At 69.3% G+C, this 21,935-nt stretch carries 12 protein-coding genes, 1 tRNA gene and 2 rRNA genes (1 of these 15 only partly in view); 12 read left to right on the top strand and 3 right to left on the bottom strand.

The genetic code is table 11. From position 1 onward, the window contains the following. The 3 genes from OG259_RS11815 to OG259_RS11805 all read left to right on the top strand — a co-directional run. A 23S ribosomal RNA gene (locus OG259_RS11815) occupies positions 1-2,423 on the top strand; it begins 696 nt to the left of the window's first position. 74 nt (positions 2,424-2,497) lie between these two features. Further along, positions 2,498-2,614 (top strand): 5S ribosomal RNA (rrf, locus tag OG259_RS11810). 4 nt (positions 2,615-2,618) lie between these two features. Further along, positions 2,619-2,694: transfer RNA gene (locus OG259_RS11805), tRNA-Thr, on the top strand. Positions 2,695-2,828: 134 nt separating this feature from the next. Here the strand turns inward: OG259_RS11805 and OG259_RS11800 are convergent. Continuing rightward, complete coding sequence (locus OG259_RS11800) at positions 2,829-5,474, bottom strand: SpoIIE family protein phosphatase (RefSeq protein ID WP_328942242.1); 2,646 nt, start codon at positions 5,472-5,474, stop codon at positions 2,829-2,831. Positions 5,475-5,743: 269 nt separating this feature from the next. Here OG259_RS11800 and OG259_RS11795 point away from each other — a divergent pair, with 269 nt between their 5' ends. From OG259_RS11795 to OG259_RS11755, 9 genes are all read left to right on the top strand, one after another. Continuing rightward, complete coding sequence (locus OG259_RS11795) at positions 5,744-11,230, top strand: HAMP domain-containing protein (RefSeq protein ID WP_266897362.1); 5,487 nt, start codon at positions 5,744-5,746, stop codon at positions 11,228-11,230. Between the two features lie 453 nt (positions 11,231-11,683). Then, positions 11,684-12,358, top strand: a complete 675-nt coding sequence (locus OG259_RS11790) for a response regulator (RefSeq protein WP_266897363.1) — start codon at positions 11,684-11,686, stop codon at positions 12,356-12,358. 137 nt (positions 12,359-12,495) lie between these two features. After that, positions 12,496-15,342, top strand: coding sequence for a DNA translocase FtsK (locus tag OG259_RS11785; protein WP_328942241.1), 2,847 nt, complete (start codon positions 12,496-12,498; stop codon positions 15,340-15,342). A 266-nt stretch (positions 15,343-15,608) separates the two neighbouring features. Then, entirely contained in the window at positions 15,609-16,436 is an 828-nt protein-coding gene (locus tag OG259_RS11780) for a helix-turn-helix domain-containing protein (RefSeq protein WP_328942240.1), read from the top strand. Between the two features lie 101 nt (positions 16,437-16,537). After that, positions 16,538-18,046 carry a 30S ribosomal protein S12 methylthiotransferase RimO gene (gene rimO, locus OG259_RS11775; protein WP_328942239.1) on the top strand — a complete coding sequence of 503 codons (1,509 nt, stop codon included), beginning with the start codon at positions 16,538-16,540 and terminating at the stop codon, positions 18,044-18,046. Continuing rightward, a complete protein-coding gene (pgsA, locus tag OG259_RS11770) occupies positions 18,043-18,717 on the top strand; it encodes a CDP-diacylglycerol--glycerol-3-phosphate 3-phosphatidyltransferase (RefSeq protein ID WP_328942238.1) in 675 nt (224 codons plus the stop codon). Before rimO ends, pgsA begins: the two co-directional genes overlap by 4 nt. Then, a complete protein-coding gene (locus tag OG259_RS11765; protein WP_266897368.1) occupies positions 18,714-19,235 on the top strand; it encodes a CinA family protein in 522 nt (173 codons plus the stop codon). Before pgsA ends, OG259_RS11765 begins: the two co-directional genes overlap by 4 nt. 109 nt (positions 19,236-19,344) lie before the next feature. Beyond that, on the top strand, positions 19,345-19,728 hold the full coding sequence (locus tag OG259_RS11760; protein ID WP_056648474.1) for a helix-turn-helix domain-containing protein: 384 nt from the start codon (positions 19,345-19,347) through the stop codon (positions 19,726-19,728). 268 nt (positions 19,729-19,996) lie between these two features. Then, positions 19,997-20,266 (top strand): hypothetical protein, encoded by a 270-nt coding sequence (locus OG259_RS11755; RefSeq protein ID WP_328942237.1) that lies wholly within the window; start codon positions 19,997-19,999, stop codon positions 20,264-20,266. On the opposite strand, the gene OG259_RS11750 is transcribed toward OG259_RS11755, so the two are convergent. Both OG259_RS11750 and OG259_RS11745 read right to left on the bottom strand, forming a co-directional pair. Continuing rightward, on the bottom strand, positions 20,214-21,107 hold the full coding sequence (locus OG259_RS11750) for an SDR family NAD(P)-dependent oxidoreductase (RefSeq protein ID WP_443051948.1): 894 nt from the start codon (positions 21,105-21,107) through the stop codon (positions 20,214-20,216). The genes OG259_RS11755 and OG259_RS11750 overlap by 53 nt on opposite strands. Beyond that, positions 21,104-21,919, bottom strand: a complete 816-nt coding sequence (locus OG259_RS11745) for a DNA-formamidopyrimidine glycosylase family protein (RefSeq protein ID WP_328942235.1) — start codon at positions 21,917-21,919, stop codon at positions 21,104-21,106. Before OG259_RS11745 ends, OG259_RS11750 begins: the two co-directional genes overlap by 4 nt. Between the last annotated feature and the right edge of the window lie 16 nt (positions 21,920-21,935).

Below are 21,935 nucleotides of genomic sequence, written 5' to 3'. Positions count from 1 at the left end.
TTGCGAGGTTAACCCGTGTGGGGAAGCCGTAGCGAAAGCGAGTCCGAATAGGGCGATTCAGTAGCGCGCTCAAGACCCGAAGCGGAGTGATCTAGCCATGGGCAGGTTGAAGCGGAGGTAAGACTTCGTGGAGGACCGAACCCACCAGGGTTGAAAACCTGGGGGATGACCTGTGGTTAGGGGTGAAAGGCCAATCAAACTCCGTGATAGCTGGTTCTCCCCGAAATGCATTTAGGTGCAGCGTCGTGTGTTTCTTGCCGGAGGTAGAGCACTGGATAGGCGATGGGCCCTACCGGGTTACTGACCTTAGCCAAACTCCGAATGCCGGTAAGTGAGAGCACGGCAGTGAGACTGTGGGGGATAAGCTCCATGGTCGAGAGGGAAACAGCCCAGAGCATCGACTAAGGCCCCTAAGCGTACGCTAAGTGGGAAAGGATGTGGAGTCGCAGAGACAACCAGGAGGTTGGCTTAGAAGCAGCCACCCTTGAAAGAGTGCGTAATAGCTCACTGGTCAAGTGATTCCGCGCCGACAATGTAGCGGGGCTCAAGCGTACCGCCGAAGTCGTGTCATTGCAGCAATAGGGCCAACGCCCGCTGTGATGGGTAGGGGAGCGTCGTGTGCCGGGTGAAGCAGCCGCGGAAGCGAGTTGTGGACGGTTCACGAGTGAGAATGCAGGCATGAGTAGCGATACACACGTGAGAAACGTGTGCGCCGATTGACTAAGGGTTCCTGGGTCAAGCTGATCTGCCCAGGGTAAGTCGGGACCTAAGGCGAGGCCGACAGGCGTAGTCGATGGACAACCGGTTGATATTCCGGTACCCGCTTTGAAACGCCCAATATCGAGCCCATTAATGCTAAGGCCGTGAAGCCGTTCCGGACCCTTCGGGGAAAGGAAAGTGGTGGAGCCGCTGACCCAAGGTGGTAGTAGGTAAGCGATGGGGTGACGCAGGAAGGTAGTCCAACCCGGGCGGTGGTAGTCCCGGGGTAAGGGTGTAGGGCGTTGTCCAGGTAAATCCGGACAGCACATAGCCTGAGACCTGATGCCGAGCCGATTGTGGTGAAGTGGATGATCCTATGCTGTCGAGAAAAGCCTCTAGCGAGTTTCATGGCGGCCCGTACCCTAAACCGACTCAGGTGGTCAGGTAGAGAATACCGAGGCGTTCGGGTGAACTATGGTTAAGGAACTCGGCAAAATGCCCCCGTAACTTCGGGAGAAGGGGGGCCACGTCTGGTGATCGGATTTACTCCGTGAGCTGGGGGTGGCCGCAGAGACCAGCGAGAAGCGACTGTTTACTAAAAACACAGGTCCGTGCGAAGCCGTAAGGCGATGTATACGGACTGACGCCTGCCCGGTGCTGGAACGTTAAGGGGACCGGTTAGCTCTGTTTCGACAGGGCGAAGCTGAGAACTTAAGCGCCAGTAAACGGCGGTGGTAACTATAACCATCCTAAGGTAGCGAAATTCCTTGTCGGGTAAGTTCCGACCTGCACGAATGGCGTAACGACTTCTCGACTGTCTCAACCATAGGCCCGGTGAAATTGCACTACGAGTAAAGATGCTCGTTTCGCGCAGCAGGACGGAAAGACCCCGGGACCTTTACTACAGTTTGATATTGGTGTTCGGTTCGGCTTGTGTAGGATAGGTGGGAGACTTTGAAGCCGTGACGCCAGTCATGGTGGAGTCGCCGTTGAAATACCACTCTGGTCGTGCTGGATGTCTAACCTCGGTCCGTGATCCGGATCAGGGACAGTGTCTGATGGGTAGTTTAACTGGGGCGGTTGCCTCCCAAAGGGTAACGGAGGCGCCCAAAGGTTCCCTCAGCCTGGTTGGCAATCAGGTGTTGAGTGTAAGTGCACAAGGGAGCTTGACTGTGAGACCGACGGGTCGAGCAGGGACGAAAGTCGGGACTAGTGATCCGGCGGTGGCTTGTGGAAGCGCCGTCGCTCAACGGATAAAAGGTACCCCGGGGATAACAGGCTGATCTTCCCCAAGAGTCCATATCGACGGGATGGTTTGGCACCTCGATGTCGGCTCGTCGCATCCTGGGGCTGGAGTCGGTCCCAAGGGTTGGGCTGTTCGCCCATTAAAGCGGTACGCGAGCTGGGTTTAGAACGTCGTGAGACAGTTCGGTCCCTATCCGCTGCGCGCGCAGGAATATTGAGAAGGGCTGTCCCTAGTACGAGAGGACCGGGACGGACGAACCTCTGGTGTGCCAGTTGTCCTGCCAAGGGCATGGCTGGTTGGCTACGTTCGGGAGGGATAACCGCTGAAAGCATCTAAGCGGGAAGCCTGCTTCGAGATGAGTATTCCCACCTCCTTGAGAGGGTAAGGCTCCCAGTAGACGACTGGGTTGATAGGCCGGATGTGGAAGCCCAGTAATGGGTGGAGCTGACCGGTACTAATAGGCCGAGGGCTTGTCCTCAGTTGCTCGCGTCCACTGTGTTAGTTCTGAAGTAACGAACCGTGCCGATATCCGGTTGGTCAACTTCATAGAGTTTCGGTGGTCATAGCGTTAGGGAAACGCCCGGTTACATTCCGAACCCGGAAGCTAAGCCTTTCAGCGCCGATGGTACTGCAGGGGGGACCCTGTGGGAGAGTAGGACGCCGCCGAACACCCGCCCTTTTAGCTCAGTCGGTAGAGCGTCTCCATGGTAAGGAGAAGGTCAACGGTTCGATTCCGTTAAAGGGCTCCAAGTAAGAAGGCCCCCGCCTTGTGGCGGGGGCCTTTTTGCGTTCCCGTCGCTCTCGTCGTTCTCGGCGGTCCCGTCGTTTCCCTGGGCGGGCAGCTGTGGCCGGCGACCCCCTTTCGGGGATCGCCGGGACGCTGTCAGCGGTCGTCGGGCTCCCGGAGGCGCATCGCCAGGATGGCCATGTCGTCGGAGGCGGGGGCCTGGGCGAAGCGCTCCACCGCGCGCAGCACTCGGGAGGCGACCGCGCCGGCCGTCAGGCCCGTACAGGTCTTGAGGACCTCGGCCAGACCGTCGTCGCCGAGCATGCGGGTACCTTCGCGGCGTTCCGTCACGCCGTCCGTGACGCAGAGGAGGACGTCGCCCGGGTCGAGCGTGATCGTCTGCTCGTACAGCTCGAGGTCCTCCATGACGCCGAGGAGCGGCTGCGGTTCGGCCGCGGGGCTCACCGAGCCGTCCGGGCGGAGGCGGAGGGGGAGCGGGTGGCCGGCGCAGACGACCTTGAGGATCGCGGAGCCGTCGTCCTGCGGGCGCATCTCGCCGTACAGGAGGGTGAGGAAGCGGCTGCGGGCGCCCTCGTCGAGGATCGCCGCGTTCAGCCGTTCCAGGACGGCCGGGCCGCCGAAGCCCTCGCGGGCCAGGAGGCGCAGTGCGTGGCGGGCCAGGCCGGTGACGGCGGCCGCCTCCGGGCCCGTACCGCAGACGTCGCCGATGGCGAAGCCGTAGGCGCCGTCGCGGATGGGGAAGAGATCGTAGAAGTCGCCTCCGACCTCGTTGCCCTCGCCGGCCGCGCGGTAGATCACGTCGACCTCGACGCCCGGGATGTGGGGGAGGCCGGGCGGCAGGAGGCTGCGCTGGAGGGACTGGCTGATCGCCACGCGCTCCGAATACAGGCGGGCGTTGTCCAGGGCCAGGGCGGCCCGGCGGGAAAGGTCCTCGGCGAGCTCCAGGATCTCCTGGCGGAAGTGGTCCTCCGAGGGCCTGCCCAGGGTCAGCATGCCGATGACGCGGTTGCGGGCGACCAGGGGCAGGACGACCGTCTCGCCGGCGACCGCGGTCGCGGTGGCCAGGGTGGTGTCGATGCCGGAGGAGAGCGGGCTCGTGGGGTGGTCGAGGGCGCGGACCGAGGCGGTGAGCGCGGCCCGGTGGGCGGCGTCGCCCGGCGCCGTCCAGACGCGGGCGCCGGGGGTCGGCACCGGGTCGGGCGGGGAAATGGAGGAGAGCAGGTCCTTGAGGCCGTCGATGCGGTCCTCGTCCTCGTGGAGCACGTACGAGAGGTACGGGTCGGAGGCCTGGTCGGCGATCGTGTAGACCGCGCACCAGGTGGCGAGGGTCGGGACCGTCATCTGGGCCATCAGGGCCAGGGTCTGGTCGCGGTCGAGGGTGCCGGCCAGCAGGTCGGAGGCCTCGACGAGGAAGCTGAGGGAGCCGCGGCGCAGGCGCTCGAGTTCGCCGAGGCGGGCGGACTCCACGGCCAGGGCGATGCGGTCGGCGGCGAACTGGAGGCGGAGGGCCTCTTCGTTCGAGTAGCGGTTCGCGGTCTCGGCGGCCACGCCGAGGGAGCCGGTGAGCCGGCCCTCGACCTTGAGGGGGACGGTGACCACCGAGCGCATGCCGGTGCCTTCGAGGAGCGGGACGGCGCCGGGGACGGCGGCCAGGTCCTCGTGCACGGCGGGCATGCGGGCGGAACCGTAGCGGCTGGCGCCGGTCTCGACGGGGACGCGGGCGAAGCGCTGGCGGGCTGCCGGGAGGCCGGTGGTCGCCCGTACCTCCAGTTCCGTCTCGTCGTCGGTGGCGAGGAGGAGGAAGGCGGCGTCGCCGTCGAGCATGTCGCGGGCGCGTTCGACCGTGCGCTGGAGGAGGCCGTCGAGGTCGTCGGGGGCCGGGGAGCCGATGAAGACCTCGAAGGGGTCGGCGGTGCGGCTCTCGGAGCCCGGCTCGGCCGCGGGGCGCTGCGGGGTCTGGAGGACGGCCCGCTCGTGCTCGCGAACCAGGAGGCAGACCGTGGAGGGTTCGCCCTGGGTGTCGCGGACCCGGAGGTGTGCGGCGTACACGGGGATGACGCGGCCGTCGGCGCAGCGGATGCCGTAGCTGCCCTCCCAGCGGGAGAGGCGGAGGGCCTCGGCGAGGCCGGTGCCGATGCCGGGGGTGTGGGGCCAGGCGGCGAGGTCGCCGAGGGGTTTGCCGGTGACCTGCTCGGAGGCGTATCCGAAGAGTTCGTCCGCGTCCTCGTTCCAGGCGGTGATCGCTCCGCCGCGGTCGATCTGGACGACGGCGACGCGGACGCGGCTGTCGGTGACCGGGAGGAGGGCGTCGGGGAGGACGGGGCCCGCGGAGCGGGTGCCGACCGGGCGCTGGGCGAGGTCGAGGTGGAACCAGACGTGCTTGCGGGTGGGGGAGTAGTCGACGCCCCAGCGGTGGGCGAGGGCCGCGCAGAGCAGCAGGCCGCGGCCGTTCTCGCGGTCGGGGCTGCCGAAGGTGCGGCCGCTCTGGACGGGGATCTCGCGCTCGGGGTAGCGGTCGGCGACCTCGACGCGGATGCTGTCGTCGGCGCGGAGGCAGAGGACTTCGGCGGAGGTGCCGGCGTGGATGACGGCGTTGGTGACGAGCTCGCTGGTGAGGACGACGGCGTCGTCGACGAGTTCGGGGTGTCCCCAGCCCTGGAGGGTGTCCCGGACGAAGGCGCGGGCGGCCGCGACGGACCGCCCGACGGGCTCGAAGCTGGCAGTCGCCCGCGCGGTGATCACAGCACTCCTCGTACGCGTCTCGACGCCCGGCTCTGCCATGCTCGGTCTGTCCCTCCCGCTGCCCGGTGGTCGTACGCGCACCACACCGCCCCCGCCGGGCGGACCGGGGCGGTTGGACAGCCGGAAGCCAGGTTACTTACCTTCGCTGTCCGAGCGGATGCCGGTCATCGCTGAATCCGTCCCCAGGGGGTAGGGACGCTGTGCGAAGCTGCCGAACTGTTATCGCCTGGTTCGGTGGCGGTGAAACACTGGGCAGGCTACCGGCGGAAGCCGGAGCGGTACGGTCGACCCCTTTCGGGAGGGACACGGTGGAACCTGGCACGGCGGCGCGACGCGGCGGAGGCAGCGGTACGCGCGCGAGGGGCGGGCGTTCCCGTGGGGGGACGGTGCAAGTGGACGCGGCGGCGCTGGAGCGGCTGCTGGCCGCACTGGTGTCCATGCGGGACGGGAACCTTCGCAGGCGGCTCACGGTGTCCGGCGACGGGGTCATGGCGGAGATCTCCGCCGTGTTCAACGAGGTCGCCGACCGGCAGATGCATGTGACGGGGGAGCTGTCGCGGGTCCGCCGGGTGGTGGGACGCGAGGGCAAGCTGTCCGAGCGGCTGGAGGCGGGCGCCACCGAGGGGGCGTGGGCTGCGGCGATCGAGGCCGCGAACGCGCTCGTCGACGATCTGGCCCGGCCCGTGTCCGAGGTGGGACGGGTGCTCTCGGCCGTGGCCGAGGGTGATCTGGAACAGCGGATGGACCTGCGTTCGGAGGGTGCCGACGGGACGGTCCGGCCGCTGCGCGGGGAGTTCCTGAAGGTCGCCCGTACCGTCAACAACCTGGTCGACCAGCTGTCGGTGTTCGCCTCCGAGGTGACCAGGGTCGCCGTCGAGGTGGGTACGGACGGCAAGCTGGGCGGGCAGGCGCAGGTGCGTGGCGTGTCCGGTTCGTGGAAGGACCTCACGGACTCGGTCAACACGATGGCGAACCGGCTGACGGCCCAGGTGCGGGACATCGCCCTGGTGACGACCGCGGTGGCCGACGGTGATCTGTCGCAGAAGGTCACGGCGAACGTGGCCGGCGAGATGCTGGAGCTGAAGAACACCGTCAACCGGATGGTGGACCAGCTGTCGTCGTTCTCCTCCGAGGTGACCCGTGTCGCCCGCGAGGTGGGTACGGAGGGCGAGCTCGGCGGTCAGGCCGAGGTGGCCGGGGTCGCCGGTGTGTGGAAGGACCTCACGGACTCCGTCAACACGATGGCGGGCAACCTGACCAACCAGGTGCGGGGCATCGCCGAGGTGACCACGGCGGTCGCCAACGGCGACCTGTCGCAGAAGGTGCGGGTGTCGGCGCGCGGTGAGATCGCGCAGCTGGCGGACACCATCAACCAGATGACGAAGACGCTGCGGATCTTCGCCGACGAGGTCACCCGGGTGTCGGGCGAGGTCGGCGCGGAGGGCCTGCTCGGCGGGCAGGCGCAGGTGCCGGGGGCGGCGGGGACGTGGAAGGACCTGACCGACTCCGTCAACACGGTCTTCCGGAACATCACCACGCAGGTGCGTGACATCGCGCAGGTGACGACGGCGGTGGCCAACGGCGACCTGTCGCAGAAGGTCACCGTGGACGTGGCCGGCGAGATGCTGGAGCTGAAGAACACCGTCAACACGATGGTGGACCAGCTGTCGGCCTTCGGTTCCGAGGTGACCCGGGTGGCCCGGGAGGTCGGTGTCGAGGGTCTGCTCGGCGGTCAGGCCGAGGTGCCGGGCGCGGCGGGGACCTGGAAGGACCTCACGGACTCGGTGAACACGGCCTTCCGGAACCTGACCGGTCAGGTGCGCGACATCGCGCAGGTGACGACGGCGGTCGCCAACGGCGACCTGTCGCAGAAGGTCACCGTGGACGTGGCCGGCGAGATGCTGGAGCTCAAGAACACCGTCAACACCATGGTGTCGCAGCTGTCGTCGTTCGCGGACCAGGTGACCCGGATGGCCCGGGACGTGGGCACCGAGGGCCGGCTCGGCGGTCAGGCGCGGGTGGACGGTGTGTCGGGGCGTTGGCGGGAGCTCACCGACTCGGTGAACTTCATGGCCGGCAACCTGACTTCGCAGGTGCGGCAGATCGCGCAGGTGACGACGGCCGTGGCCCGTGGTGACCTGTCGCAGAAGATCGACGTGGACGCGCGCGGCGAGATCCTGGAGCTGAAGAACACCATCAACACGATGGTCGACCAGCTCTCCGCGTTCGCCGAGCAGGTGACCCGGGTGGCCCGCGAGGTGGGCACGGACGGGCGGCTCGGCGGTCAGGCGCAGGTGCCCGGTGTGGCCGGTGTGTGGCGTGACCTGACGGACTCGGTGAACGGCATGGCCGGGAACCTCACCACCCAGGTCCGTAACATCGCGCAGGTCGCCACGGCGGTCGCCCGCGGTGACCTGTCGCAGAAGATCGACGTGGACGCGCGCGGCGAGATCCTGGAGCTGAAGAACACCCTCAACACGATGGTGGACCAGCTGTCGAACTTCGCCGAGCAGGTGACCCGAGTGGCCCGCGAAGTGGGCACCGAGGGCATTCTGGGCGGTCAGGCCGAGGTGCAGGGGGTCTCCGGCACCTGGAAGGACCTCACCCAGTCCGTGAACTTCATGGCGAACAACCTCACCATCCAGGTGCGGAACATCGCCGAGGTCACCACGGCGGTCGCCAAGGGCGACCTCTCGAAGAAGATCACGGTCGACGCCCGGGGCGAGATCCTGGAGCTGGTGACGACCGTCAACACGATGGTCGACCAGCTGTCGAACTTCGCGGACGAGGTCACGCGCGTGGCCCGTGAGGTGGGTACGGAGGGCATCCTCGGCGGCCAGGCGCGGGTCCGTGGCGTCACCGGCACCTGGAAGGACCTCAGCGACAACGTCAACCTGATGGCCAACAACCTGACCAGTCAGGTGCGGAACATCTCCCGGGTGTCGGCGGCCGTGGCCAACGGCGACCTGACGAAGAAGGTGACGGTCGAGGCGCGCGGCGAGGTCGCCGAACTCGCCGAGACCGTCAACACGATGGTGACGACCCTGTCGTCCTTCGCGGACGAGGTCACCCGCGTGGCGCGTGAGGTGGGTACGGAGGGCGAACTGGGCGGCCAGGCCCGGGTGCCGGGTGTCTCGGGCACCTGGAAGGACCTCACCGAGTCGGTGAACTCGATGGCCGACAACCTCACCGGTCAGGTGCGGCAGATCGCCGCCGTCACCACCGCCATCGCCAAGGGCGACCTCACCAAGAAGATCGACATCGACGCGCGCGGTGAGATCCAGGAACTGAAGAACACCATCAACACGATGGTCGACCAGCTGTCGAACTTCGCGGAGGAGGTCACCCGGGTGGCCCGCGAGGTGGGCACCGACGGTCAGCTCGGCGGCCAGGCCCGGGTCCGGGACGTGGAGGGCACCTGGAGCGATCTGACCGAGTCCGTGAACGAGATGGCCGGGAACCTCACCCGGCAGGTGCGGGCCATCGCGGCCGTCGCCACCGCGGTGACCCGCGGCGACCTCAACGTCAAGATCGACGGTGTGGACGCGGCCGGCGAGATCCAAGCGCTCCAGGACAACATCAACACGATGATCGCCAACCTGCGCGACACCACCCTCGCCAACGACGAGCAGGACTGGCTCAAGAGCAACCTGGCCCGCATCTCCGGCCTCATGCAGGGCCGCCGGGACCTCGACGACGTGGCCTCGCTCATCATGAGCGAGCTGACGCCGGTGGTCTCCGCCCAGCACGGCGCCTTCTTCGTGGCCGTACCGACCGGCTCCGCCCACAACGACGCCGAACTCGTCGGTGGGGGCGACGGCTCGTACGAGCTGCGGATGCGCGGGAGTTACGGCTACTCCACCGGGTCCATGCCGACCTCGTTCCGGCCCGGGGAGACGCTCATCGGGACGGCGGCCGACGAGAAGCGGACCATCCAGCTCCATGTGCCGCCCGGCTATCTGAAGATCTCCTCCGGGCTCGGCGAGGCCTCACCGGCGCACGTGATCGTCCTTCCGGTCCTCTTCGAGGGCAAGGTCCTCGGCGTGATCGAGCTGGCCTCCTTCCAGCCGTTCACCCAGATCCAGCGGGACTTCCTCAACCAGATCGCCGAGCTGATCGCGACCACCGTCAACACCATCAGCGTCAACACCAAGACCGAGGTGCTGCTCCAGCAGTCGCAGGAGCTCACCGAGCAGCTCAAGGAGCGCTCGGCCGAGCTGGAGCACCGGCAGAAGGAACTCCAGGGTTCCAACCTGGAACTGGAGGAGAAAGCCGAGCTCCTCGCCCGGCAGAACCGCGACATCGAGGTGAAGAACACCGAGATCGAGGAGGCCCGGCAGGTCCTGGAGGAGCGGGCCGAACAGCTCGCGGTCTCCATGCGGTACAAGTCCGAGTTCCTGGCCAACATGTCGCACGAGCTGCGCACCCCGCTCAACTCGCTGCTGATCCTCGCCAAGTTGCTCGCGGACAACGCCGAGACCAATCTGACGCCGAAGCAGGTCGAGTTCGCGGAGACCATCCACGGCGCCGGTTCGGATCTGCTCCAGCTGATCAACGACATCCTCGACCTGTCCAAGGTCGAGGCGGGCAAGATGGACGTCTCGCCGACCAGGATCGCCCTCGTCCAGCTCGTCGACTACGTGGAGGCGACCTTCCGGCCGCTCACGGCGGAGAAGGGGCTCGACTTCTCGGTGCGGGTCTCGCCCGAGCTGCCGGCCACGCTCCACACCGACGAGCAGCGGCTGCTCCAGGTGCTGCGCAACCTCCTGTCCAACGCGGTGAAGTTCACCGACACGGGCGCGGTGGAGCTGGTCATCCGGCCGGCCGGCATCGATGTGCCGCAGTCGATCCGCGAGCAGCTCCTGGAAGCCGGGTCGCTGCGCGATCCGGAGGCCGATCTGATCGCGTTCTCGGTCACCGACACCGGGATCGGGATCGCCGCGAGCAAGATGCGGGTCATCTTCGAGGCGTTCAAGCAGGCCGACGGTACGACCAGCCGGAAGTACGGCGGTACGGGTCTGGGGCTTTCGATCAGCCGGGAGATCGCACGGCTGCTCGGCGGCGAGATCTTCGCGGCCAGCGAGCCGGGCCGCGGTTCGACGTTCACGCTCTATCTGCCACTGAGCCCGACGGAGTTGCCGTCGGGCGCCTACGGGCAGGGGGCGCAGGACGCCGACGACCCGCAGCACGGCATCGAGGAGGGGGCGGCCGGGGCCGTCCACCCGTTCCCGCACTTCCCGCCGCCGCCCGTACGGACGGAGGCGCGGTCCGGGGCCGGGGCGCTGTTCCGGCACCGGCGGAAGGCGGCCGCGGAGGCGACCGGGGCGCGGACGGCGGTGCCGGGGCAGTCCGGGCAGCAGATCGCGGCAGGCCGGGCGGAGCAGGAGGTGGAGCCCGAGCCGCGCCGTACCTTCAGCTTCTCCGGCGAGAAGGTGCTCATCGTCGACGACGACATCCGTAACGTCTTCGCGCTCACCAGCGTCCTGGAGCAGCACGGACTGGCGGTGCTCTACGCGGAGAACGGGCGGGAGGGCATCGAAGTCCTGGAGCAGCACGACGATGTGACGATCGTCCTGATGGACATCATGATGCCCGAGATGGACGGATACGCGACGACGACCGCGATCCGGCGCATGCCGCAGTTCGCGGGGCTGCCGATCATCGCGCTGACGGCGAAGGCGATGAAGGGCGATCGGGAGAAGGCGATCGAGTCGGGTGCCTCGGACTATGTGACGAAGCCGGTCGATCCCGATCACCTGCTGTCCGTGATGGAGCAGTGGATGCGGGGGGAGTGACGCCGCACGGGCCGTGGTGCGCGGGGGTGCGCTTCCGTGCCCGGGGCCGTGGCGCGGGGGAGCGCCCCCGGCGTCGCGGGCCCGTGGTGCGGGGGAGCGCCCCTCGCGCCACGGCCCTGGTGTGGGAAGGGTGCCGGGCCGCTACGGGGGACGGCGTCTCCGTGACGCGGGTCCGCCGGGTGGTGTCGCGTGGGCTTCCGGGTGCTCGCTGACGGACTGTCGCCAAGGGGGTGTGAGAGGCCGGGATACGGGGAACCTTCTGGTCTCCCACCGCGTTTCCGGTACGTGCACTGTGACATCGCGGTGACAGGGTGTGGCGACGGGCGGGGTGCGGCTACGATGACCGGCACAAGGACGGACGGCGTTACGGAGTCGTCTTCAGGGGCGGCGCCCGGTGCTTCCCCCGGTTCCGGGAGCCGGGGAGAGCCGTTGCCGGGGCGAGGAGGACGGGGCATGGTGCAGAAGGCCAAGATCCTCCTGGTCGATGACCGGCCGGAGAATCTGCTGGCGCTGGAGGCCATTCTCTCCGCGCTCGATCAGACGCTGGTGCGGGCATCGTCCGGGGAGGAAGCGCTCAAGGCGCTGTTGACGGACGACTTCGCGGTCATCCTGCTGGACGTCCAGATGCCGGGGATGGACGGTTTCGAGACCGCCGCCCACATCAAGCGGCGGGAGCGGACCCGGGACATCCCGATCATCTTCCTCACCGCCATCAACCACGGCCCCCACCACACCTTCCGTGGGTACGCGGCCGGGGCGGTCGACTACATCTCGAAGCCGTTCGACCCGTGGGTGCTGCGCGCCAAGGTCTCCGTCTTCGTCGAGCTGTACATGAAGAACTGCAAGCTGCGCGAGCAGGCCGCCCTGCTGCGGCTGCAGTTGGAGGGCGGCGGCGAGGCCGGTCACGGCAAGGAGGCCGCCGGTCTGCTCGCCGAGCTGTCGGCCCGTCTCGCGGCCGTCGAGGAGCAGGCGGAGGCGCTGTCCAAGCAGCTCGACGACGACTCCGCCGACGCGGCCGCCGTCGCCACCGCCGCGCATCTGGAGCGCAAGCTCACCGGTCTGCGCCGGGCGCTGGACGCGCTGGAGCCGGGCACGGGCGCCGCGCCGACACTGCCGGCCCAGAGCTGACGCACCGTCACCGCCTGTTCCGGACCGCCGCGATCCGGCGGAGGCAGGCGTGAGGCGGCGTCAGCATCGCGCCCGGGTAGGGGCGACACGAACGGGTGAGGCGGACAGCCGGTCTTCACAACGGTAACCTCGGCATCATGGCTTCACGTACGTCCGGCAAGGGTTCCCAGAGCACGGCGGGCACCGCAAAGCCGCGCGCCGGCCGTACGACGGGCGCCGCGAAGAAAGCGGCACCCGCGAAGTCCCAGGCGAAGGCACCCGCCAAGCCGCCCGCGAAGAAGGCACCGGCCAAGAAGGCGGCGCCCGCGAAGCGCGCGCCCGCGCGGAAGACGGCGGCGAAGAAGCCCGCCCCCCGGCCCGCGCCGTCGCCCACCGGGGGCATCTACCGGCTCGCGCGCGGCGCCTGGCTCGGCCTCGCCCACGCGGTGGGGGCGATGTTCCGGGGGATAGGGCGTGGCGCCAAGGGCCTCGATCCGGCCCACCGCAAGGACGGGCTCGCGCTGCTGCTCCTCGGCCTCGCGCTCATCGTCGCCGCGGGCACCTGGTCCAACCTCCGCGGCCCCGTCGGCGACCTCGTCGAGATGCTGGTGACCGGCGCCTTCGGCCGCCTCGACCTGCTCGTACCGCTGCTCCTCGGCGCGATCGCCATCCGGCTCATCCTGTACCCGGAGAAGCCCGAGGCCAACGGCCGGATCAGCATCGGTCTCTCCGCCCTCGTCATCGGAATCCTCGGCCAGGTGCACATCGCGGTCGGCTCGCCGGGCCGCGGCGACGGCAGCGCGGCCATGCAGGACGCGGGCGGTCTCGTCGGCTGGGCCGCGTCCCAGCCGCTCGTCTTCATGATGGGCGAGGTCCTCGCCGTCCCGATGCTGGTCCTGCTCACGATCTTCGGGCTGCTCGTCGTCACCGCCACCCCGGTCAACGCGATCCCGCAGCGGCTGCGCGCCCTCGGCGCCAAGCTCGGCATCGTCGAACCCGCGTACGACCCGGCGGAGGCCGAGGCCCACGGGGCCCCCTCCGAGGAGTACGAGGGGTACGACGAGGAGTGGCGGGAGGCCCGGCCGCAGTCCCGCACCGCCCGGCCCGTGCGACGCCGCGGCCCGGCGGATCCGTACGACGTGGACCGCGCCGAGGCCGAGATGCTCGAACGGCGCAGCCGCCTGGCGCGCCCGCCGGCCGAGCGGTCCGCCTTCGACCACGGCCTCGACCCGGTCGACGTCGCCGCGGCCGCGGCCGCCGCACTCGACGGCGCGGTCCTCAACGGCATGCCGCCCTCCCCGATCGTCGCCGACCTCACCAGGGACGTCACCGCCGACCGCAAGGCCGCCGTGGACGCCGCCGCCGCGAAGGCCGCCGCCGAGGCCGCCGAAACGGGGGCTCCGGCCGCTCCCGTACCGCCGGCCCGTGGTGGGGGCCAGCGGCCCGGCGGAGGCGTACCGGATCTGACCAAGCCGGCGCCCGAGCCGACCGATCTGCCGCCCCGGGCCGAGCAGCTTCAGCTGTCCGGGGACATCACGTACGCGCTGCCGTCGCTGGATCTGCTGGAGCGGGGTGGGCCGGGCAAGACGCGTAGTGCCGCCAATGACGCCGTGGTGGATTCGCTCTCCAACGTCTTCAGCGAGTTCAAGGTCGACGCGGCGGTCACCGGTTTCACCCGGGGGCCGACGGTCACGCGGTACGAGGTCGAGCTCGGGCCCGCGGTGAAGGTCGAGAAGATCACGGCGCTGACCAAGAACATCGCGTATGCCGTGGCCTCGCCGGACGTGCGGATCATCTCGCCGATCCCGGGCAAGTCCGCGGTCGGCATCGAGATCCCCAACAGCGACCGGGAGATGGTCAACCTCGGCGACGTGCTGCGGCTCGCGGCCGCGGCCGAGGACGACCACCCGATGCTGGTGGCGCTCGGCAAGAACGTCGAGGGCGGCTACGAGATGGCCAACCTGGCGAAGATGCCGCACGTCCTGGTCGCCGGTGCCACCGGCTCCGGCAAGTCCTCCTGCATCAACTGCCTGATCACTTCGATCATGATAAGAGCGACTCCCGAGGACGTCCGGATGGTCCTGGTCGACCCCAAGCGGGTCGAGCTCACCGCCTACGAGGGCATCCCGCACCTGATCACCCCGATCATCACCAACCCGAAGCGGGCCGCCGAGGCCCTGCAGTGGGTGGTGAAGGAGATGGACCTGCGCTACGACGATCTGGCGGCGTTCGGCTACCGGCACATCGACGACTTCAACCAGGCCATCCGGGACGGGAAGATCAAGCTGCCCGAGGGCAGCGAGCGGGAGCTCCAGACGTACCCGTACCTGCTGGTCATCGTCGACGAGCTCGCCGACCTGATGATGGTCGCGCCCCGGGACGTCGAGGACTCGATCGTGCGCATCACGCAGCTCGCGCGGGCCGCCGGCATCCACCTCGTGCTCGCCACCCAGCGGCCGTCGGTGGACGTCGTCACCGGTCTCATCAAGGCCAACGTGCCCTCCCGGCTCGCCTTCGCGACCTCCTCCCTCGCCGACAGCCGCGTCATCCTGGACCAGCCGGGCGCCGAGAAGCTCATCGGAAAGGGTGACGGACTGTTCCTGCCGATGGGTGCCAACAAGCCCGTCCGCATGCAGGGCGCGTTCGTCACCGAGGCCGAGGTCGCGGCCGTCGTGCAGCACTGCAAGGACCAGATGACCCCGGTCTTCCGGGAGGACGTCACCGTCGCCACCCGGCAGAAGAAGGAGATCGACGAGGACATCGGCGACGACCTCGACCTGCTGTGCCAGGCGGCCGAACTGGTCGTCTCCACACAGTTCGGCTCCACATCCATGCTCCAGCGCAAACTCCGCGTCGGCTTCGCCAAGGCCGGACGGCTGATGGACCTGATGGAGTCACGGAACATCGTCGGACCTAGTGAGGGGTCCAAGGCGCGGGACGTACTGGTCAAGCCCGACGAGCTGGACGGCGTGCTCGCCGTGATCCGGGGGGAGTCGGAGGCCTAGGGGCCCAGGGGTCCGGAGGGCGTGAGCGGGGACCGGTCGGAGTAGCGGCCGGGGAGCGGGGTACACGATCGAGACCGGGCCGAGACTCACTCGTAAGGGAACGGAGGGCAACCGTTTCCCCTGGCCGTACGTCAAGTTGAGCGGAGGGACAGAAGGATGTCCCAGCCTCATGGCGTACAAACAGCACCCGCCCGGTTGCCCCACCCTTTCGTACCACCCATAGACTGAACGTCCAGCAGGTGGCTACACGCTCGAAAGGCGCTCTCGTGTCCATCGGCAACTCCCCCGAAGACGACCGGATCTTCCCGGCAGACGACCGGGACTCGATCGGTCGCGCTCTCCAGCAGACCCGCATCGCCGCCGGTCTCACCGTCGAAGAGGTCAGTGCCTCCACCCGTGTCCGGATTCCGATCGTTCACGCGATCGAGGAGGACGACTTCTCCCGCTGCGGCGGCGACGTCTACGCCCGCGGCCACATCCGCACGCTCGCGCGTGCCGTCGGTCTCGATCCGGCCCAGCTGATCGAGCAGTACGACGCAGAGCACGGTGGTCGTCCCGCGCCCACCCCCGCCGCCCCGCTGTTCGAGGCGGAACGCATCCGCCCCGAGCCGCGCCGGCCCAACTGGACCGCCGCGATGGTCGCGGCCATCGTCGCCGTCGTCGGTTTCGTCGGCTTCACGATGTTCAACGGCAACGACGGACCCAAGGGCACCACCACCGCCGACGGCGGTCCGGCGCCCGCGCCGGAGAAGGCGACCTCGGCCGCCAAGCCGAAGCCGGTCAAGCCCGTCGCCCCGAAGCCCACCGAGAGTGCGATCGCCGCCGTCCCGCAGGACAAGGTGACGGTGAAGATGACCGCCACCGACGGCAAGAGCTGGATCTCGGCCAAGGCCGCCGACGGCAAGCTCCTCTTCGACGGTCTCCTCATGGAGGGCGAGTCCAAGACCTTCCAGGACGACGAGCGCGTCGATCTGGTCCTCGGCAACGCCGGCGCCGTCGAGCTCTACGTGAACGGCAAGAAGGTCGCCGACAAGTTCGAATCCGGCCAGGTCGAGCGGCTGACCTACACCAAGGGCGACCCCGAGGCCGGATGAGCCCGTGGTACGGCCCGCGTCAGGGCCCGTGATGTGACCTCTGTCGCGCAGGTGAACCCTGCGCGACGGGGGAACGGCCGGGACGAAGTAGTCTTGAGCTCATGCCCGAACGCCGTACCGTCGCCCTTGTCACTCTTGGCTGCGCCCGTAACGAGGTGGACTCGGAGGAGCTCGCAGGCCGCTTGGCAGCGGACGGCTGGGAGCTCGTCGAGAACGCCGAGGACGCGGATGTCGCCGTCGTCAACACCTGTGGATTCGTCGAAGCCGCCAAGAAGGACTCCGTCGACGCCCTCCTCGAAGCCAATGATCTGAAGGACCACGGCCGCACCCAGGCCGTGGTCGCCGTCGGCTGTATGGCCGAGCGGTACGGCAAGGAACTCGCCGAAGCCCTCCCGGAGGCCGACGGCGTCCTCGGCTTCGACGACTACTCCGACATCTCCAACCGCCTCCAGACCATCCTCAGCGGTGGCAGTGTCGAGGCGCACACCCCGCGTGACCGGCGCAAGCTGCTGCCGCTCTCGCCCGTCGAGCGCCAGGAGGCCGCCGCCACGGTGGCCCTCCCGGGCCACGGCGTCGTGGACGCCCCCGCCCCCGCCGTCGCGCCCGAGGGTGTGCCGAGCGACCTGCCCGACGGTCTCGCGCCCGCCTCCGGGCCGCGCGCCCCGCTCCGCCGGCGCCTGGACACCAGCCCCGTCGCCTCCGTGAAGCTGGCCTCCGGCTGCGACCGGCGCTGCTCCTTCTGTGCCATCCCCTCCTTCCGCGGCTCCTTCGTCTCGCGCCGTCCCTCGGACGTGCTCAACGAGACGCGCTGGCTCGCCGAGCAGGGGGTGAAGGAGGTCATGCTGGTCTCCGAGAACAACACCTCCTACGGCAAGGACCTCGGCGACATCCGGCTCCTGGAGAGCCTGCTGCCCGAGCTCGCCGCGGTCGACGGCATCGAGCGCGTCCGCGTCAGCTACCTCCAGCCCGCCGAGATGCGCCCCGGCCTGATCGACGTCCTGACGTCGACCGAGAAGGTCGTGCCGTACTTCGACCTGTCCTTCCAGCACAGCGCCCCCGACGTGCTGCGGGCGATGCGTCGCTTCGGCGACACCGACCGCTTCCTGGAGCTCCTGGAGACCATCCGCGCCAAGGCTCCGACGGCCGGCGCCCGCTCCAACTTCATCGTCGGCTTCCCCGGCGAGACCGAGGCCGACTTCGCCGAGCTGGAACGCTTCGTCACCCACGCGCGGCTCGACGCCATCGGCGTCTTCGGCTACTCCGACGAGGACGGCACCGAGGCCGCCACGTACGAGCACAAGCTCGACCAGGACGTCGTCGACGCGCGCCTCGCCCACCTCTCCCGGCTCGCCGAGGAGCTCACCGCCCAGCGCGCGGAGGAGCGGATCGGAGAGACCCTTGAAGTACTGGTCGAGTCCGTGGACGACGAGGACGGCGTGATCGGCCGCGCCGCCCACCAGGCGCCCGAGACCGACGGCCAGGTCGTCCTCACCACGGCCGGCGGTACGAGCCCCGACCTGGCTCCGGGCCGTATGGTCATGGCGAAGGTCGTCGGCACGGAGGGCGTCGACCTGGTGGCCGAGTGTCTTTTCGAGGAGGCAGGCAGATGACCGGAGTCCCGGCATCCGCGACGGGCGGGACCGGTAGGCCGGCGCCCCGCGGCAAGCTGGGCACGGCGGCCGTCAACCAGGCCAGCCTGTGGAACATCGCCAACATCCTGACCATGATCCGGCTCGTGCTCGTGCCGGGCTTCGTGCTGCTGCTCCTCCAGGACGGCGGTCACGACCCCGCATGGCGCGCGTGGGCCTGGGCGGCGTTCGCCGTCGCCATGATCACGGACGTCTTCGACGGCCACCTCGCCCGGACGTACAACCTCGTCACGGACTTCGGGAAGATCGCCGACCCGATTGCCGACAAGGCGATCATGGCGGCCGGACTCATCTCGCTGTCCGCGCTCGGCGACCTGCCCTGGTGGGTCACCGGAGTCATCCTGGCCCGCGAGCTGGGGATCACCCTGATGCGGTTCTGGGTGATCAGGCACGGGGTCATCCCGGCCAGCCGCGGCGGCAAGATGAAGACGCTGGCCCAGGGCACGGCGGTCGGCATGTACGTGCTGATGCTCACCGGACCGCTGGCCACCCTGCGCTTCTGGGTGATGGCGGTGGCCGTCGTGCTGACGGTCGTCACCGGTCTGGACTACGTACGGCAGGCGGTCGTGCTGCGCCGCAAGGGGCTCGCCGCCGAGCGGGCGGCCGCGCGGTCGGAGGCGGCGACGCGATGAACGGGGCCGCCCGGGTGCTGGCACTGCTTGCGGAGCGTGGTCACACGCTGGCCGCCGCGGAGTCGCTCACGGGTGGTCTGGTGGCCGCGGAGCTCACCGGAGTGCCCGGTGCCTCGGCCTCCTTCCGGGGGTCCGTCACGGCCTACGCCACGGCCCTCAAGCAGGAGCTGCTGGGTGTCGACGCGGCCCTGCTCGCCGAGCGCGGAGCGGTGGATCCCGAGGTCGCGCTGCAGATGGCGGCCGGTGTACGGGCCCGGCTCGGCGCCGACTGGGGGATCTCGACGACCGGGGTCGCAGGGCCCGATCCGCAGGACGGACAGCCGGTCGGCACCGTCTACGTGGCGGTCGCGGGACCTGCCGCGACCGGCGCCCGCGCCGGGAAAGTGGTCTCGTTGAGGTTGAACGGCGACCGCGCGGACATCCGTAGAGAGAGCGTACGGAGCGTGCTGGAACTGCTCCATGAGGAACTCTCGGGAAATGCGCGGGCACAGGATACGGAACACAACGGGGGGAATTGATGTTTGCAGCCCTGAGTGAACACGACATCGCTCCCCGCACGGCCGCAGCGCGAGGCGGTACGGTGGGGCGTGAAGGATGCGGCTACGCGGTCCGAGGAGGGAGCCACCGATGATTCTGCTCCGTCGCCTGTTGGGTGACGTGCTGCGTCGGCAGCGCCAGCGCCAAGGCCGTACTCTGCGCGAAGTCTCCTCGTCCGCCCGAGTCTCGCTCGGCTATCTCTCCGAGGTGGAGCGGGGGCAGAAGGAGGCTTCCTCCGAGCTGCTCTCCGCGATCTGCGACGCGCTGGACGTACGGATGTCCGAGCTCATGCGTGAAGTGAGCGACGAGCTGTCACTGGCCGAACTGGCCGAGTCGGCAGCGGCGAGCGAACCGGTGCCGACGCCGGTACGCCCGATGCTCAATTCGGTGTCGGTGACGTCGGTGGCCGGTGTGTCCACCGGGCGGGTGACCATCAAGGCGCCCGCGGAAGCGGTCGACGTCGTCGCCGCCTGAGTCGTCGCCCGGCGGCCGAATGTGTCGCTGCGTGAAACGAAGTGGGGTCAAGCCCCGGTCGGTGCCTCCCTGAGGGGCACCGACCGGGGCTTTTCCCTTGATCAGGGATGGTTTCCCGGTATTGGCCCAATTGCTGGAGATGCCGGGTTCACGTGTCACGTGCCATGGTGGGGGGACGTACGACTGGGCCGTGTGCGCCGGGTTTGCCTCCGGTGCGCCCTCCCGCAGGGTGATCCTGCCGGTCTAGCGTCGACGGCAGGAGGCGGCCATGGTACGGCGACGTGTGCCGCCGGCGACGCTCGCGCTGGTCGCGATCGGGCTGGTGGCCGGGGGGCTCTGGTGGTGGGCTGTGCTGCGCCTGCTCCTGGCGCCGGGCGACGCCGGGCCGGTCGAGGGGGCGGTGGCCGCGGGTGGCTGGGGGCTGAGTCTGCTGCCGGTCCACGTGGCGGCCTCGTCGGGGCGGCCGGGGGCGCTCGTCCGACGGGTCACCAGGGCATCGCGACGCCGCCGTTGGGGCGCAGGATCTGGCCTGTCGTGAACGCGGAGGCGTCCGACGCGAGGTGCAGGACGGCGTGGGCGATGTCCTGGGCCTCCCCGACCCGGCCCAGCGGTGAGTGACGGATCATCGCGGCCTCCGCCTGCTGTTGGGCGGCCGGCTCGTGGCGGTCCGTCATGGGGGTGCGGATCCAGCCCGGTGCGACCGCGTTGACCCGGATGCCGTGCCGTCCGGCCTCCGTCGCCAGGGTCTTCGTCAGCTGGACGACGGCCGCCTTGGTGACGCTGTAGCAGAGCAGCCCGGGGCTCGCGGTGTCCATCGCACCCGATGCCATCGTGACGATCGAACCGGGGACGCCGGCGGCGATCATCGAGCGGGCCGCCTCCTGGCACGCGTAGAGAACGCCCTTGAAATTGACGGCGAGGACGCGGTCGAGATCCTCCTCGCGGGTCTCCAGGACCGAGCTGGTGTGCATGATCCCGGCGACCGCGGCCATGACGTGGAGGGGGCCGGCCGCGCCGACGGCGGCGGCGAGGGCGGCTCGGTCGGTGACGTCCAGGGTGTGCGGGTGTGCGGTGCCTCCCTCGCGGGCGATGAGGGTGACCGTCTCCTTGAGGCCGTGCTCGTCGCGGTCCGCGCAGTGCACGCTGGCGCCGGCCTGGGCGAGGAGGACGGCGGTCGCGCGGCCGATGCCGCTCGCGGCGCCGGTGACGAAGGCGGTGCGGTCGGTCAGGTCGTAGGCGGGGAGGAGCGGCCTGTTCGCCTTGTTCGCCGCGCTTGCCTTGTCCGCCTTGATCGGCTTGCTCGTTGGGCTTGTTGCGCTCGATTCGTTCGCCGTGTCCGTCATGGTCGGACCGTACGACTGGATCTGACGGATCGTCAATTATCGGGTGGGGGTGGGGCGGTCTTGTCGTCGGGGCCTCGTTGGCAGCCCGGGCACCAGTACGTGACCCGGTCCCCGAGTTCCGCTTTGCGGACCGGGGCGCCGCAGCGGAGGCAGGCGTGTCCGGCGCGGCCGTAGACGTGCAGCGGGGTTCCGGGGCGGCGTGTGGTGGTGGTGCGCCGGTCGGGGCGGTCCTTGTTCGCGTCCAGAAGGCGGTGCGCGGTCGCCACCAGGCGGGCGGGGACGCCGGGGGCCAGGTCGCCGACCGGGAGCCAGGGCGTGACGCCCGCCAGGAACGCCAGCTCCGACTTGTACACGTTGCCGATGCCCGCCAGGTTCCGCTGGTCGAGCAGGGCCTCGCCGAGCGGCCGGACGAGGTCCGCGGTCAGCCGACGGACGGCCTCCTCGGCGTCCCAGTCGGGGCCCAGCAGGTCCGGGCCCAGATGACCCACCGCGTCCGCCTCGTCCGCGGTGCGGATCAGCTCCAGGACCGGGAGCCGGTAGCCGTACGCGGTGGACTCGGCGTTTCCCAGGATCGCCCGGATCTGGTGGTCGGGGCCGCCGCGCGGGCGCTCCCCGGTGGCGTACACCCGCCATGCGCCGTCCATCCGCAGATGGGAGTGGAGCGTCAGACCGCCCTCGATGCGGGCCAGGAGGTGCTTGCCGCGCGGGGTGACGTCGAGGAGCGTCCGGCCGGTGAGGTCGGCGGTGGCGAAGCGGGGCACCCGGAGGTCCGAGCGGGTCAGGACCCGCCCGGCGAGTGCGGTGTGCAGGCGGTGGGCGGCCTGCCAGACGGTGTCTCCTTCGGGCACGGTTCCATTGTGGAGG

The sequence above is a fragment of the Streptomyces sp. NBC_00250 genome, from assembly GCF_036192275.1.
Taxonomy (GTDB): domain Bacteria; phylum Actinomycetota; class Actinomycetes; order Streptomycetales; family Streptomycetaceae; genus Streptomyces.
Note: the sequence above shows the minus strand (reverse complement) of the source record. Positions and strands in the feature narration are given on the sequence as shown.